This window comes from Bradyrhizobium sp. Arg237L (assembly GCF_029990105.1).
GTDB lineage: Bacteria > Pseudomonadota > Alphaproteobacteria > Rhizobiales > Xanthobacteraceae > Bradyrhizobium.
Genome location: NZ_JAQMIL010000019.1, coordinates 13,222 through 28,940, shown reverse-complemented (window position 1 = coordinate 28,940; position 15,719 = coordinate 13,222). Strand labels below are relative to the sequence as shown.

Below are 15,719 nucleotides of genomic sequence, written 5' to 3'. Positions count from 1 at the left end.
TCGGTCGGTCTTATCGGACTGCGCGCCGAGATCGGCTAGGGCTTGACCACGACTAGGACGACCACCGCTGTCATGGAGACGAGGATCAAGGGCAGCGTTGTCCAGGGTTTTAGCACCTTGTTCCTGACAAGGCGCCGGAGCTGGCCTGACTGGATTCCATGCACGGCCGAGAGCACAACGACAAAAGCAAGCTTGACTTGCAGCCACGTGCTGGAAAACCACCCGGCCGTGACCGCCAACGTCAAGCCGAAAGCCCAGACCAGCAGCATCGCCGGCGTGGTCAGCCAGCGTTCCGATTTGGCCAGAAAACCCGCGACAGGCTCGACCGATCCCGGATTCGCGCGCTCTGCCGCCAGCACGATCGAGGTGGTGATGGTGCCGGCTACGAAAAGGAAGGCACTGACGACATGCAGTGCCTTCAGCCATGGGTAAAGCGCAGCAAGGCTCACTGGACCGCACGGGTGCGCAAAGCTGCGGACTTTCGTGCGATGAACCGCGCGTTGGCAAAGCCCGCGAATGGGATGAACGCTGTCGCGAACAGGCGCACCGCCTCCGATCGGCTCCAGCCACCTTCCGCGATCGCCTGGATCGCGGCCCAGCAATAGCCGAGAAACGCAAGGCCGTGGACCGGCCCCATGACATGGACGGCGACGTTCCAGCCGGCGATATGCTTGAGCGGCACGGCGACTGCGACAAGCAGGACCAGCGTTGTCGCCTCGAGGACCGACAGGATCCCAAGCCACCGCAACTGCGTCGATTCGTAATCGTTGGACACGCGCACCTTCCCGCTTCAAGACCGGCGGCATGCATAGACAATGCCCCCCGCATTCGGTGAGTGGCCGAAATGACAACCTGCGATCATTTCCCGCCAAACCGCGCTTCGGCTATGTTCGCCGTGGTAGATGCTCGCTCCGAGGTGACCATGCATAAAGTTTCAGTTCTCGCGATGGACGGCTTCGTGCCGTTCGACCTGTCGGTCCCGTGCGAGGTGTTCGGGCGCGCGAGTGGCGTTGCCAGCTATAGTGTCCGCGTGTGCAGTGAGGCGACCGAAGTTCGGTCGAGGAATTTCACGCTGCAAACGGAGTGGGGCCTCGAGGAGCTCGTGTCGGCCGATACGGTCCTGGTGCCGGGAGTGGAGGATCCGACCGCTCCGGTCTCCCCGGCTGTGCTTGGGGCGCTTCGATCTGCCTGGGAGCGCGGAGCGAGACTGGCGTCGATCTGTTCGGGAGCCTTCGTTCTGGCGGCAACCGGCCTTCTGGATGGGCGGCGGGCCACGACGCACTGGATTTGCGCAGACGAGTTCGCACGGCGCTATCCCCGCATCCAGGTCGATCCAAACGTGCTGTTCGTCGACGAGGGGCGCCTGATCACCTCCGCCGGAGCCTCGGCCGGGGTGGACATGTGCCTGCATCTGCTACGCCGCGATCATGGCCAAGCCGTTGCGGCCGATGCCGCGCGGCTCGCCGTTGCGCCCCTGGTCAGGGACGGCGGCCAATCCCAGTTCATCCGGCACGAACCGCCGAAATCCGCCGCCAGCCTGACCACGCTGCTTGACTGGATGAGCGCCAATCTCGACCGCGCGCTCACGGTTCGGATGCTGGCCGATCAGGCGCGCATGAGTCCGAGGACGCTGGCGCGACGGTTCGAGGAACAGACCGGAACGACGCCACTGCAATGGCTGCTCAAGATGCGCATCCGCCGGGCGCAGGAACTGCTCGAAACCAGCGAGGCTTCGGTCGATCAGATTGCAAGCTCGGTCGGATTCGAATCCGCGGTTACCTTCCGATCGCGCTTCCGGAAAGTCGCCGGCATCAGCCCGACCGCCTACCGTCAACGCTTCGGTGCCCGGGAGCGCTGACCGCGATTTATTGTCCGACATATGTGCGGTGGTGGATTTGGCTTCTCAGATGCCACTTGAGAAATATTGATAATTTACAATAGTTTATTGGGAATCCGAAGGAGCGAGGCATCGGTTTGGCTGGTCGCCAGTTGCAAGCTTGGCTGTCTTGGCGCTAATTTTGGTCCGACAATAATGGTCCCGCGCCGCCGGAGGCGGTAGGCGAGGGCTCCAACCTCGATATTTGGAATAGGGAGGCCGAGGCGCGCGTGATTGCTGATCCGTCGCTATCAGGAAATCCGGGACTATTGTCGGCCGCGGAAACCGCGCCGGCCGACTGGGATCGCCTTGCGCGCTATCTGGAAGCGCACGGCATGAGTGTCGATCTGGCGCAGCCGATCCGGCAGTTCGCCGGTGGCCTCGCCAATCGCAACTATCTCCTGATCGCCAACGGTGCCCCGACTGTCCTGCGCCGTCCGCCCGACGGCGACCTGCCACCGGGCGCCCATGACATGGCGCGCGAGCATCGCATCCTGTCGCGCCTTGCCGATGCGCTGCCCTTCATAGCAAGGGGGCTGCACTATTGCGGCGACCGCAGCGTCATCGGCGTTCCCTTCCAACTGATCGAGTATCGCGCAGGGCTCGTCATCCGCGGCGCGGATCTGTCGCCGCTGCAGGGGCGCGACGATGCACCCGGGATTCTCTCGGAGATGATGGTTGCAACATTGGCCGCGCTGCACCGGGTCGATGCGCGCGTGGTCGGACTTGAGGATCTCGGTCGCCCCGAGGGTTTCATCGCCCGCGCGATTGCCGGCTGGTCGAAACGTGGGGCGCTGGTTGCCGAGGATGGCGCGCTGCAAGGTCTATTGCAGGACATTTCGCAGTGGCTGTCCCGGCAGACATTCCGCGACCGGACACCGACGCTGCTGCACTGCGATTTCAAGCTCGACAATTTGATCCTAAATCCGCAGACGCTCTCGCCGGTCGCGCTGGTCGATTGGGACATGGGAACGCGGGGCGATCCGCTGTTCGATCTGGCGACGCTCTTGAGCTACTGGGCGCAGCCGGATGATCCGCCGGCGTTGCAGCGGCTGCAGCAGATGCCGACGGCTCAGCCCGGATTCTGGCGGCGTGCCGAGGTCGCGCGGCGCTATGCCGACCTGACCGGTCTGGATATCGACGACCTGCCGGCGATGCGCGTGCTCGCGCTGTTCAAGCTCGGGATCGTGTTCCTGCAATTGCACCGCCAATGGGTCAACGGCGCGGTGAGGGACAATCGCTATGCCGACTTCGCCCGCGTTGGCGAAGATATTCTTCTGGTCGCGCGCGATGCCACGACCGGAACTGAGCGAGGAAACTGACGATGCATCAACTCGACATGAACTTTTCGCTGCCGCCGCGCGTGTCCGAACTGGCCGATCGCGTGAAAGCCTTCGTCAAGGACACGGTGGTCCCGTTCGAAAAGGACAAGCGCTGGACGTCCCATGGACCGACCGATGAGCTGCGGCGCGAGCTCAATGCGCTCGCGCGCAAGGCCGGCGTATTCGCGCCGCATGCGCCGGCGGAATATGGTGGCCAGCATCTGTCGCATATCGGCCGCGCCGCCGTGTTCACCGCCGCCGGCTATTCCATGCTCGGTCCCGTCGCGCTGCATTGCGCCGCGCCCGACGAGGGCAACATCCATCTCCTTGATGTCGTGACGCGGCCCGATCAGCGCGAGCGCTATTTGAAGCCGCTCGCGACCGGAGAAGTCCGCTCCTGCTTCTGCATGACGGAGCCTGCTCCCGGCGCAGGCTCCGATCCTGGCCAGTTGCAGACGACGGCGCGGCGCGATGGCAATGACTGGGTCATCGACGGCGAGAAATGGCTGATCACCGGCGCCGAGGGCGCCGCCTTTGCGATCATCATGGCGAAGACGAGCGGCGGCGGAATGGAAGGGGCAGCCACCATGTTCCTCGCCGACATGTCCGATGCCGCCATCACGATCGAGCGCACGCTCGACACCATCGATTCCAGCTTTGTCGGCGGTCACGCGGTGGTCCGCTTCAACGGGCTGCGCGTGCCGGCCGATGCCGTGCTCGGCGAGATCGGACAGGGTTTTCGCCACGCCCAGGTTCGCCTCGCGCCGGCGCGGCTGACGCATTGCATGCGCTGGCTCGGCGCCGCGATCCGCGCCCAGGAGATCGCTACCGAATACGCGCGGCGTCGCACCGCGTTTGGCAAGCCGCTCGGCGAGCACGAGGGCGTCTCCTTCATGTTGGCCGACAACGCGATGGATATCCACCAGGCGCAACTGACCATCTGGCACACGGCGTGGCTGCTCGACAAAGGCGAGCGGGCCTCGACCGAAAGTTCGATGGCCAAGGTGATCTGCTCGGAAGCGATCGCGCGCGTCGCCGACCGTTCGCTGCAGATCCTCGGCGGGCTCGGCACCACGCGCGATACCGTGGTCGAGCGGTTCTATCGCGACGTCCGCGCCTTCCGCATCTATGACGGCCCGTCGGAAGTGCACCGCTGGGCGATCGGACGGCGGATCGTGACCCATGGCGCGAGATAGGCGGCGGTAAGAGCCCGCCGCAGAAACAGAACAACAAGCGCAAAACGCGCGAGCAGGAGGAAATGATGCGCGATATCTGGTCACCGCCGAAGGAGCCTGCGGTCGAAAGCTATGAAAGCTTGTGCGCCAATTTCCGCTGGCAGGTGCCGGAGACCTTCAATTTCGGTGCCGATATCATCGACCGCCGCGCCCGCGAGCAGGATGGTCCGGCGCTGATCTGGGAGAACGCCGCCGGCGAGACCCGGCGCTACAGCTATTCCGATCTGTCGCGGCTCACGAACCGGCTCGCGAATGTTTTGCGGGCGAACGGCGTGGAGAAGGGCGACCGCGTCATCATCATGCTGCCGCGGCTGGCGGAATGGTTCGTCGCGCTAATTGCGGCGATGAAGATCGGCGCGGTGCCGATCCCGTGCATCGAGATGCTGACGGCGCGCGATATCGAATACCGCGTCGCCAATGCCGAGGCCAAGGCGGCGATCTGCCGTCCCGAGCAGACTGCGAAGTTCGCATCCGTGGAGACGCTGATCCCGGTCAGGATCGCGCTCGGCCAGAGGTCGGGCTGGCTCGATTGGAACAGCGAAGTGGCGCGCGCCTCCGAGACGATCGAGCCGGCGATCGTCAGGGCCGAAGATCCCGCGATCATGTACTACACGTCAGGCTCGACCGGCCATCCGAAGGCCGTCGTCCATGCCGCGCGGGCGATCTATGCGTGGCGGGTGTCGGCGATCTACTGGCTCGACCTGCGTCCCGGCGAGGTGATCTGGTGCACGGCAGACACCGGCTGGAGCAAGGCGGGCACGAGCATCATCTTCGGACCGCTGAGCTGCGGCGCCTGTTCTTTCTTTTTCGACGGCCCGTTCGTGCCGAAGGATCGGCTCGAACTCCTGCGCAAGCACCAGGTCACTGTCTACTGCGCGCCCGGCACGGAGCTGTCGCGGGTCGTTGGCGAAGTCCGCGCACGCGGTGATCTCGGCCGGCTGCGCCGCGTCGTCACCGCGGGCGAAGCCATGAACCCCGTCGTCGCCGAGCGCTGGGAAGCGGCGACCGGCATCCGCATCGATGAAGCCTATGGGCAGACCGAAGCCTTGATGGTCGCGCTGAACTATCCAGGCGAGCCGGTCCGTTACGGCTCGATGGGGCGTCCGTCGCCGGGCTCCGATCTTGATGTGATCGACGCTGATGGCAACCGCTTGCCACCGGGGCAGGAGGGTGATCTCGCGCTGAAGATGCCCAACCCGCAATTGATGCTCGGCTATTGGAAGGATGCGGAGCGCACCGCGGCCTGCTTTGTCGACGGTCCCGACGGGCGCTGGTTTCTGACCAGCGATCGCGCGGAGAAGGATGCCGACGGTTATCTCTGGTATCGCGGGCGCTCGGACGATGTGATCAATTCAGCAGGCTATCGCATCGGCCCGATCGAGGTCGAGAACGCGCTGGCCGAGCATCCGGCGGTGCAGATGTGCGCGGTGGTCGGCAGTCCCGACATCGAGCGCGGCGAGATCGTGAAGGCGTTTGTGGTGTTGCGGCAAGGCAATACGCCGTCGCCGGAGCTGACGCGCGAATTGCAGGATCACGTCAAGTCGGTCACCGCGCCTTACAAATATCCGCGCGCGATCGCGTATATCGCGGAGCTTCCGATGACGATCACTGGCAAGATCCGCCGCCGCGATTTGCGCGACCGCGAGTTCGCGCGCTCTGCATCGTCATCGTCCAGAACGCCAAGCGTTGTCTGACCAAAATGTCCGTAGCAGACCTCAACAACGTCCAAGAGCGCAACGAGCCGGTCTACCGGTTCGTGGTGCGCAGCATCGAAGCCAAGATCATGTCGGGCGAGTGGGCCGTCGGCGACCGGGTGCCGGCGGAGACCGCGCTGGCCGCGGGCTTTGGTGTCCACCGCTCGACGGTCCGCGAAGCGATCCGGGTGCTGGAGCAGAACGGCCTCGTCCGCCGTCACGACGGCGGCAAGCTGCTCTATGTCTCCGTGCCCCGTGAGGCCGACATTTCCGAGAAGGTGACGGCGGCGATCGTGCTGCAGGAGATCAGCTTCTTCGAGCTCTGGGAAAGCATGCGTTGTTTCGAGCCGGTGCTGGCCGAATGCGCCGCCACGCGGATCGACGACGATATGCTGGCCGCGCTCCGGGCCAATGTCGACAAGACCAAGACGGCGCTCGAGGACAAGCAGAGCCTCGTCGAACTCGATATCGAGTTTCACCAAATCATCGCGCGCGCCTCGCGCAACCGCGCCCTGCAGCTCAGCCGCGAGCCGATGAGCCAGCTATTCTATCCGGCTTTCCTGCGGGTGTTCTCCCGATTGAACGCGGGCGAGCGTCTGGTGTTCGCCCATGAGAAGATCCTGCAGGCGCTCAGCGATCGCAACCCCACCGAGGCGCGGTCCTGGATGGACAAGCACATCGTCGATTTCCGGCGCGGCTATGAGCTTGCCAATTTCGATATCGAGGCGCCGATAGGCTGGTCGCAGCGACCCGCGTAGGTCGCGTCAATCTCAAAAGCGGAAGCGCAACCCGGCCGTAGTGGCGACGTTGCTATGCTCGAAGAAGCCGAACCCCAATCCGCCGTTGACCTGCGTGAACATCACGCCGACATAGGTATCCCATTTAGGCGCAAACCTCCAATCGACCGCGGTGGAAATTGCGTCGAACGTCCCGGCGCATTGCGGGTGTTCGCTAGAGGAGCAGAAGGCGGGGCCTCTGGCGGCAGTGCCGAAGAAGGAGTCCTGGATGTAGTGATAATAGGCGCCGATCACGTCCAGATCGTCGGTTATGGAGTATTTCGCGCCGGCCCACATGACCTGAAAGGTCTTGTTGCGGAGCCCGCCGACGCCGAACGCGGCATTGTTGATGTTCGTGTTGTTGAGGGCATCGCAGCCCTGACAAAGGAAGTTTCCTGCGATGTCGGTGAAGGCGACTTGCGGATTGCTCGGCGGCTCGTATCGGATGTATTCGTAACCGGCGTACAGCTTCAGCGACTTGGTCGTGTATCTCGCCACCAACATCGCGGCGGTGTTGTCGGAGATCGTCGCCGTCAGGGTCTGCGGCAGGAACGGGGGGATCGGCGCTCCAAACGCGTTGTTTGCGTTTGCTCCCGACGCCAGCGCGAGCGATACGGAATTCTTGACATGGCTGTAAATGGCGTCGACCGAGAGCACGTCATTGCCGCGGATCGGAATGTCGCCGCCGAGCTGGAATTGATAGGCGCCGGTGGAGGCATTGTTCTCGTCATAACCGCCGAACTGCCACAGCGCCGCTGCCCGGAAGTGGTTGAAGTTGTACCGGTACTTCACCGACGTCGAGTGTCTGCAGTTTTCGGTGTTGCCGCCGCCGCAGGTTATACCCTGGAAGCCGATCGCCGAGAATCCGTAGGAGGCGCCGAACGGATCGTAATCGAACACGGCATCCAGCGTCAGCGAGTTCTGCCGGAAGAGGGTCAGCGTGCCATAAGTGGGAGAACTGACGCCGACGTAGCCCTGACCGTTGTACCACTGGCCGGCGCGGCTTGAATCCGAGTAGGCGGTTTGCAGGTTTTGCGGGACGCCGGCGTTCGCGGCAATCGATCCGGGTCCATTCGAGAATCGCAGCGAGTAGGGGTCGAAGCCGGCATCGAGGTCAAAGACGAAAGAAAAGTCCTCGCCGATCGGCCTGGTTCCTTTGATGCCGATGGTCGAATTGCTCAACGCATTGGGCGCAAGGGTCCATGTCGCCAACCGGTTCTGTTTCTGGATCAGGTAGGAGGCTGCAACTGCAGATCGCGGATCAAACGACGCACCGTGGCTTTGCCAGCCGAAGCCGGTGTCGATGATGCCGAAGACCGTAATGCCTTCCCAGGTGAGCTGGCAATTGGTCGTGACGAAGTCCGATGGGTCGGTGCACGGACGCGGCGTCATGGCCGAAGCCGCCGGCGCCTTGGTCGGCGTGACGTCGGCCGCCCATGCCTCCGATGCGCCCGAGGCGCCGACAACCGCAAGAAGGAATGCCGCACAGATCCCGAGCTTTGCCATCAGAAAGCTCCCGGCGACCGGCCCCACGGCGCCTGGCCAAGCTTGGCTTGCCGGCCGATCGTGCAGCAAGCAACATTCAACAGGTTGTGCAGCGCCCAGCCAAAAAAGTTCGTTCCAGTAGCGGCCGGGCCACACTGCGCTACCAGCGGAGGCCCCGCGGACCGGATCCCTTCCTCCGCCATCACTTTTTGGTGCAACGCGGCGATCCAGCCATCGACAGAGCATCGATCTGTCGTTGCTATACGTTCATACCGTTGGCTTTCCCGATCCGGGTGCTATTGATCCGGATCAAACGGGACAAAGGCGCGAAACGTGAGTCTTGCAGGGATAACAATGGCCCGGTTCGCCGGTGCCGTCGCATTGGGGACCGCCATGTTCGGCGCGCTGGCCGCCGCCGAGGCCCAGCAGGCCGCCGGACCCCCGGCTGTCGGTATCATCGAGGCGGTCAAGCGGCCCGTCACCCAATCCAACGAGTTCCTGGGACGGATCGAGGCCACCAATCGCGTCAATGTGGTCGCCCGCGTCACCGCCTTCCTGGAAAAGCGGAACTTCGTCGAAGGCGCCGAGGTCAAGACCGGCGATATGCTCTACGAGCTCGAGCGCGGCCCGTTCGAGGCCGACCTTGAGTCCAAGAAGGCGCAGGTCGCGCAATTGCAGGCAACCCTCGTCAACGCCAAGCTGACGACCGGCCGCGCCAAGGCCTTGCTCGGCGGCCCGGCCGGCCAGCAGTCCACCTATGATGCCGCGCTCGCGAACGAGCAGAGTCTGGAAGCGCAGGTGCAGGCCGCCCAGGCGCAAGTCGACCTCTCAAAGATCAATCTGGACTACACCCAGATCCGCTCGCCGATCGACGGCAAGATCGGCCGCACGGCGGTGACCGAGGGCAACGTCGTGAGCCCGAGCTCGGGGGTGCTCACCACGATCGTGAGCCAGGACCCGATGTACGTCACCTTCCCGGTCTCGGTGCGCGAAGCCCTCACGCTGCGCGACCGCTACGCGACGCTGGGCGGGTTCAGGGCGGTCGTGATCAGGGTCCGTCTGCCCGACGGCAAGCTCTATGACCAGGTCGGCCAGCTCAACTTCGTCAACAACACGATCGCGCAGAATACCGATACGATCACGCTGCGCGGCATTATCCCCAATCCTGTGCTGCCCCATCTGTCGTCGGCAGACGACGTCACGGTGCGCCAGCTCACCGACAATGAGTTCGTCACCGTCCTGCTCGAGGGCGTGCAGCCGGTCGATGTGGTGGCGATCCCGCGCTCGGCCGTGCTGTCGGATCAGCAGGGCGACTATGTCTTCGTGCTCGGGGCCGACAACAAGGCGGAGCAGCGCCGGATCGTCCTCGGACAGTCGACCGCGACCATCGCTGCGGTGACGACTGGGCTTTCGGTCGGAGAGAAGGTGATCGCTGAAGGCATGCAGCGGGTGCGGCCCGGCCAGCCCGTGGCGCCGGGACCGGCGAGCGCGCTGATCCAGTCGAGCCTGAAGGAAACGGCGGAAAACACCGGATCGAGCCAAAGCAGCGGCGCGATCGGTCCGAAGCCTGCGGGCACCAGCCCATGATTTCCGCCGTCTTCGTCGATCGTCCACGGCTTGCCATCGTCATCGCGCTGGTCATCACCATCGCGGGCGCGCTGGCGTTGCTGCAAATCCCGGTGGCGCAGTTCCCGGACATCGTGCCGCCGCAGGTCACCGTCACCGCCAACTTCCCCGGCGCTTCCGCCGAGGTGGTGGAATCGAGCGTTGCGCAGCCGCTCGAGGCCCAGGTCGTCGGCGTCGACAAGATGCTCTACATGAAGTCGACCAGCGGCAATGACGGCAGCTACACGCTGACCGTCTCGTTCGCGCTCGGCACCAATCCTGACATCAACACCGTCAACGTCAACAACCGCGTCCAGAGCGCGCTCGCGCAACTGCCGACCGAGGTGCAGGCGCAAGGCCTGGTCGTGCAGAAGAAATCCTCGGCGGTGCTGCAGTTCATCGTGCTGTACAGCAAGAGCGGCCAGCAGGATCCGCTGTTCATCACCAACTACGCGATCATCAACGTGCTCGATGCGATCTCGCGTACGCCGGGCGTCGGCCAGGCCTCGCTGTTCGCGAAGCTGAACTACTCGATGCGGATCTGGTTCGACACGCAGCGGCTCACCAGCCTCAATCTGGCGCCGTCGGATGTGATCGCGGCGATCCGGGCGCAGAGCGTGCAGGCCCCGGTCGGCCGCATCGGTGCCCGTCCGATCGCCGACGATCAGCAGTTCCAGTTCAACGTGCAGACGCAAGGGCGACTCACGACGTCGGCTCAGTTCGGCAATATCGTGCTGCGCGCCAATCCGGACGGCTCGGTGCTCCGGATCAGCGACGTCGCCCGGGTCGAGATCGGCGCCCAGAACATGGACAGCGAGTCCCGGATCGACGGCCAGCCCGGCGTGCCGATCGGCATCTATCTTGCGCCGGGGGCCAATGCGGTGACCACCGCCGCGGCGGTGCAGTCCACGCTCACCAGACTGTCGGAACGGTTTCCTCCTGGCCTGACCTATCTGGTGCAGTACGACTCCACGACCTTCGTCTCCGATACCATCAAGGAAGTGCTGAAGACGCTCGGCGAAGCCTTCGTGCTGGTCGTGATCGTCGTGTTCCTATTCCTCGGCAACCTGCGCGCCACGGTGATCCCGGCGGTCGCGGTGCCGGTCAGCCTGATCGGCACCTTCGCGGTTCTCCTGATCCTCGGCTATTCCGCCAACACCGTGTCGCTGCTTGCGATGGTGCTTGCCATCGGCATCGTGGTCGATGACGCCATCGTCGTGGTCGAGAATGTCGAACGCGTGATGGAGAGCGAGCCCGAGCTGTCGCCGGCGGAGGCCACCAAGAAGGCGATGGCGCAGATCACCGCGCCGATCATCGCGATTTCGCTGGTGCTGTTGTCGGTGTTCGTGCCGATTGCGTTCATCCCCGGCATCTCCGGAACCCTGTTCCGCCAGTTTGCGGTGACGATCAGCGCGGCGATGGTGATCTCGGCGCTGAACGCGCTGACGCTGTCGCCGGCGCTCTGTGCCGTGTTCCTGCGGCATACCGGGCCGCGCCGCGGCATCATGGGGCGCGTGCTCGGCGGCATCGACTGGGTCCGCGACCGCTATGCCGGCATGGTGCGCCGGCTGCTGCGGGTGGCGATATTGTCGCTGGTCGCGGTGCTGGTGTTTGCCGGCGGCGTTTTCGGCGTGTCGCGAATAACTCCGACGGGCTTCCTGCCCGAGGAGGATCAGGGCGCCTTCTTCATCTCGGTGCAATTGCCTGACGGCGCGTCGGTGTCGCGCACCAGCCAGGTGACCAAGCAGGTCGAAGCGCTCTTGAAGAACATGCCGCAGGTCGAGCACGTGCTCTCGATCATCGGCTTCTCGCTGCTCGACGGCGCGAGCGAGCCGAACTCGGCCTTCATGGTGGCGCGCATGAAGCCGTTCGCCGATCGGCGGGCGGCCGCGGATTCGGTGCAGGCGACGATCCGGCGAATGTTTGGTGAGGGCGCGCAGATACGGCAGGCCAATATCCTGCCGTTCAACCTGCCGCCGATCATCGGGCTTTCGACCTCCGGCGGCTTCGAATATCAGCTCGATGCGCTGGAGGGGCAGGATCCGGCCGCGCTCGGCAGCACAATGACCGGCCTGATCAATGCGGCCAACCGCGATCCGCGGCTGGCGCGCGTGTTCTCGACCTTCACCGCGACCAATCCATCGATCTATCTCGACATCGACCGGGCCAAGGCGCAGGCGCTCGGGCTGAACATGGCCGACGTGTTCACCGCGCTGCAGGCGACGCTGGGCGGCATCTACGTCAACAACTTCAACCTGTTCGGCCGCACCTGGCAGGTCAATGTGGAGGGCGAGGCCGCCAACCGCGGCGACATCTCCGACATCTGGCAGATCTATGTCCGCAACAGCGGCGGCGAGATGGTGCCGATGCGCTCCATCGCGAGCTTGAGGATCGTCACCGGACCGCAGGTCATCACCCGCTACAACAACTACCGTTCGGTCACCATCAACGGCAGCCCGGCGCCGGGCGTCTCGTCGGGCACCGCGATCGCCGCAATGGAGGAGATTTCGCGGGCGACGCTGCCGGCCGGCTATTCCTACGAATGGACCGGCACCGCCTATCAGGAGCAGGCGGCCTCGGGGCAGACCGGCATCATCCTCGCGCTCGCGGTGCTGTTCGCCTATCTGTTCCTGGTTGCGCTCTACGAGAGCTGGACCATTCCGATCCCGGTCCTGTTGTCGGTCACGGTCGGCGTGCTCGGTTCGTACACGGCGATCAAGGTCGCGGGCTTGAACCTCGACCTCTACGGCCAGATCGGCCTCGTGGTGCTGATCGCGCTCGCCGCCAAGAACGGCATCTTGATCGTCGAGTTTGCCAAGGAGCAGCGCGAGGGCGGATTGCCGATTGCGCAAGCCGCGGAGCTCGGTGCCCAGATGCGGTTCCGCGCCGTGATGATGACCTCGATCGCCTTCATTCTCGGCCTTGTGCCGCTGGTGGTCGCGACCGGCGCCGCCGAGATCAGCCGCAGGGCGGTCGGCACAGCGGTGTTCGGCGGCATGCTCGCCGCAAGCTCGATCGGCATTTTCCTGGTGCCGATGCTCTACGTCACCTTCCAGCGCTGGCGCGAAGAGGCGAAACGCCGTTTCGGCAAACCGGCCGAAACACCGCACGCGCCGCCCGCGGAGTAGAATGGTGGGTGAATTGGCCGAATTCCGATATCCCGCCGCGCAAGTTTCGGAGCACCTCTGATGATCAACGCCCGTCGTTCGCTCACCCAGATCTTTCTGTTCCCGGCGATCATCGCAGTGATCGTCGCCTTCGGCCTGGTGTCCGCCTTGCTCGGCGACGGCATCTGGGACACGACCTCATGGATCGCACTCGCAGTCCCGCTCGCCGTCACCGCATTCTTCGCCTGCAAGAAGCGCCCCGCGGATTTGTAGGGGCGGACTAGCTAGCTGGCGAAGCGTAACCCACCATGCTTTCTGGCAGCAAACGCCGCCGTCATTCCAGGGCGCGCCTCTTGGCGCGAGCCCGGAATCCATCGGGTCGCGGGCGCTGCCGGCGAAATGGATTCCGGGCTCATCGCTTCGCGATGCCCCGGAATGACAGACCCCGTCATTGCGAGCGGAGCGAAGCAATCCACGTCTCCACAAGCGGCGCTACACTGGCCGGGCCGAGCGATGATAGCCGGCGCGAAGCTCTGCCGGTCAAGGCGGGCTCCGCGCCGGTGCAGTCGTTCCATTGAAGCCTGCTATACCGTGACGCTTTCCTGCTCGGGCGTCTTTGCGGGCTTGACGACCGTTGTCGGGGTTCTGAGCCATGCCTCTTCGGTAACGGCGATCATGGAAGGCTGGTCGATGATACCGATCGAGTCCCACGTGAACATCGCATAGCCGAGCTTCGTACCGTCGACTCCGGCCGGCACAGTGACCTGAAGCTGCTGTGCGAGCCAGTTGAGCGAGCCGTATCCGCAAAGGCTAACGCAATGGTCCTCGTTGGTGTCCTTGTTGAATCCAAGGCCAAACCATCCGGTCTTCCCGTTCGTGGAGTTCCATGCGGTCTGGAGTTGGGTTGCGGCAACGCCAATCTTGACCGGACCTTCCGCAATTGCGCTGTTTAACGTGGAGGGATTCGTCCAGTCGACCGAATAGATCTGGCCGTCATCGTAGATGTGCCGGCTCTGATGGAAGCCGTTTTCCTGCATCCAAACCATCACCTGATGCAGATAGGCTCCCTCCAGCACCCCATGTTTCGTCGCCCATCTTATCACTTCGTTGTCCGAAATGAAGATTTCCGGATTGTGACACGCCTTCGCAAACGCTTCTTCGGCAGTGACGCAATCACCATGATCGAAATTGCCCCAAGAGGACAGCCTGTGAGGGATCGTGATGAAATGGGGAGGTGCCGCTGCAAGGCCGACTACACTATGCGGGGTGGCGGCCGCCAAGACGCTCCTCGGCGTGGGAGTCGCTCCGCGTTTGGGATATCTACCTTGTCCACTTCCTCCAAGCTGAATTGCCATGGTATGTCTCCGTTTGCTGAAATGAACTTCGATTATTTCCGCTTAGGCTCCATTGCTTCGTCCTTCGTTCCACGCTGAGCATCGTCATGCTGCTGCTGATCCGGCGAAGAGTCTGTCTCCTCGCCTTTCTGATCGTCGGCTGCGTCGGGTGCGTCAGGGTTGTACTTTGGTGCTTTGTCGCGCACCTCTTTCGGCGTAGGGAAAGCACCCCGCTTCGGAGTGGGAGGTTTGCTGTTCATATTTTACCCCTTTGTTGGGGAAGCCCTCCGGCGACCATCGCATCCCATTTTACCAATGGTTGATGCGCTACGATCAAAACATGATCGTGCTGGTTGCATTGTGAGCTCGTTCACAGCCACAACGTTTTTATTGGATGCGACGCTTTCCGCAGTTTTGTCGACGCGGACGTCTCGACATTGTTCACGTCCCGGCTCCATTAACCCGGAGCGGGCCCGACAACGTCCATGTGAACGCGAGCACGACGATTGACAGCGCGCCTATGAGCCGGCGCCCGAGCCGTCAACGCGCTGCGTTGTAGACATCACGCAGGATTTTCGTCTCAAGCTCCAGATCCTCGAGTCGATCCTTGACGACATCGCCGATGCTGACGATGCCGGCTAGCTTGCCGCCGCGTAGTACCGGCATGTGGCGCACGCGGTGGTGCGTCATCAGTTTCATCACGCGATTGACACTCTCGTCCGGAGACACGGTAGCCACACCGCATTGCATGATTTCCTTCACCAGCATCGACCCGGCCGTCTGGCCATAGCGAGAAAATGCATGAACGATTTCACGTTCGGAAATCAGACCGAGAACCGAGTTCTCACTCGTCACCACGAGAGCGCCAATATTCTTTGCGCGGAGCCAGTCTGCCGCCCTCTTGATGCTGGCGTCCGGAGCTATTGTTGTGACATCGGTGCCCTTCCGCCTCAGAATGTTTTCGATGGTCATAGTTTCCTCCCATCGTGTGGCCTAGCCGCCTATTCCATCCCGCCCCCACAACTGGGGCCACGTACCATGGCATCCATTCTCCTCGATTGGGAGCATCAGCGTATCATATTGGCAGGAAGCAGTCAGCGAGTATCGGGGCCGCGGTGTAACGGCGGCAGAGGCCGTCGGTTGGTTTGAAGTCGTCGTTTTTGTGCTCTCAACCCCATCCGACGATCAGCTTGAGCGCGCCTTCGAGGAATAGCTGGGAGCGAAGGTGACCGTAGGTCCGGTCCCATCGTCCGGACCTGAGATCGTCGCATCCAATGGAACAATC

Annotated in this window: 13 protein-coding genes; 8 read left to right on the top strand and 5 right to left on the bottom strand. The window is 63.5% G+C overall.

Annotation, left to right across the window (positions count from 1 at the left end; translation table 11 throughout):
- Positions 1-35: 35 nt before the first annotated feature.
- Positions 36-449 (bottom strand): CopD family protein, encoded by a 414-nt coding sequence (locus OZ411_RS13950; RefSeq protein WP_282528407.1) that lies wholly within the window; start codon positions 447-449, stop codon positions 36-38.
- A complete protein-coding gene (locus tag OZ411_RS13945) occupies positions 446-775 on the bottom strand; it encodes a DUF3817 domain-containing protein (protein ID WP_282528406.1) in 330 nt (109 codons plus the stop codon). The genes OZ411_RS13950 and OZ411_RS13945 overlap by 4 nt, the downstream gene beginning before the upstream one ends.
- Before the next feature lie 111 nt (positions 776-886).
- Between OZ411_RS13945 and OZ411_RS13940 the strand changes: the two genes are divergently transcribed.
- The 5 genes from OZ411_RS13940 (at position 887) to OZ411_RS13920 (ending at position 6,885) form a co-directional block, all read left to right on the top strand.
- Positions 887-1,858, top strand: coding sequence for a helix-turn-helix domain-containing protein (locus OZ411_RS13940; RefSeq protein WP_349017010.1), 972 nt, complete (start codon positions 887-889; stop codon positions 1,856-1,858).
- Between the two features lie 248 nt (positions 1,859-2,106).
- A complete protein-coding gene (locus tag OZ411_RS13935) occupies positions 2,107-3,198 on the top strand; it encodes a phosphotransferase family protein (RefSeq protein ID WP_282528404.1) in 1,092 nt (363 codons plus the stop codon).
- Positions 3,199-3,200: 2 nt separating this feature from the next.
- Positions 3,201-4,394, top strand: coding sequence for an acyl-CoA dehydrogenase family protein (locus OZ411_RS13930; protein WP_282528403.1), 1,194 nt, complete (start codon positions 3,201-3,203; stop codon positions 4,392-4,394).
- A 65-nt stretch (positions 4,395-4,459) separates the two neighbouring features.
- Entirely contained in the window at positions 4,460-6,127 is a 1,668-nt protein-coding gene (locus tag OZ411_RS13925; RefSeq protein WP_282528402.1) for an AMP-binding protein, read from the top strand.
- Positions 6,128-6,132: 5 nt separating this feature from the next.
- A complete protein-coding gene (locus tag OZ411_RS13920; protein ID WP_282528401.1) occupies positions 6,133-6,885 on the top strand; it encodes an FCD domain-containing protein in 753 nt (250 codons plus the stop codon).
- A gap of 12 nt (positions 6,886-6,897) precedes the next feature.
- Here OZ411_RS13920 and OZ411_RS13915 read toward each other — a convergent pair whose 3' ends face one another.
- On the bottom strand, positions 6,898-8,409 hold the full coding sequence (locus OZ411_RS13915) for a porin (protein WP_282528400.1): 1,512 nt from the start codon (positions 8,407-8,409) through the stop codon (positions 6,898-6,900).
- Positions 8,410-8,742: 333 nt separating this feature from the next.
- Here OZ411_RS13915 and OZ411_RS13910 point away from each other — a divergent pair, with 333 nt between their 5' ends.
- The 3 genes from OZ411_RS13910 to OZ411_RS13900 are packed head-to-tail and all read left to right on the top strand — an operon-like array spanning position 8,743 to position 13,373.
- Positions 8,743-9,975, top strand: coding sequence for an efflux RND transporter periplasmic adaptor subunit (locus OZ411_RS13910; RefSeq protein WP_282528399.1), 1,233 nt, complete (start codon positions 8,743-8,745; stop codon positions 9,973-9,975).
- Positions 9,972-13,121 carry a multidrug efflux RND transporter permease subunit gene (locus OZ411_RS13905; protein ID WP_282528398.1) on the top strand — a complete coding sequence of 1,050 codons (3,150 nt, stop codon included), beginning with the start codon at positions 9,972-9,974 and terminating at the stop codon, positions 13,119-13,121. Before OZ411_RS13910 ends, OZ411_RS13905 begins: the two co-directional genes overlap by 4 nt.
- A 60-nt stretch (positions 13,122-13,181) precedes the next feature.
- The gene (locus OZ411_RS13900; protein WP_282528397.1) at positions 13,182-13,373 is read left to right on the top strand and encodes a hypothetical protein; all 192 of its coding nucleotides are present in this window, start codon (positions 13,182-13,184) and stop codon (positions 13,371-13,373) included.
- Between the two features lie 311 nt (positions 13,374-13,684).
- Here OZ411_RS13900 and OZ411_RS13895 read toward each other — a convergent pair whose 3' ends face one another.
- Both OZ411_RS13895 and OZ411_RS13890 read right to left on the bottom strand, forming a co-directional pair.
- Entirely contained in the window at positions 13,685-14,380 is a 696-nt protein-coding gene (locus OZ411_RS13895) for a hypothetical protein (protein ID WP_282528396.1), read from the bottom strand.
- 594 nt (positions 14,381-14,974) lie between these two features.
- Positions 14,975-15,406 carry a CBS domain-containing protein gene (locus OZ411_RS13890; RefSeq protein WP_130579558.1) on the bottom strand — a complete coding sequence of 144 codons (432 nt, stop codon included), beginning with the start codon at positions 15,404-15,406 and terminating at the stop codon, positions 14,975-14,977.
- Between the last annotated feature and the right edge of the window lie 313 nt (positions 15,407-15,719).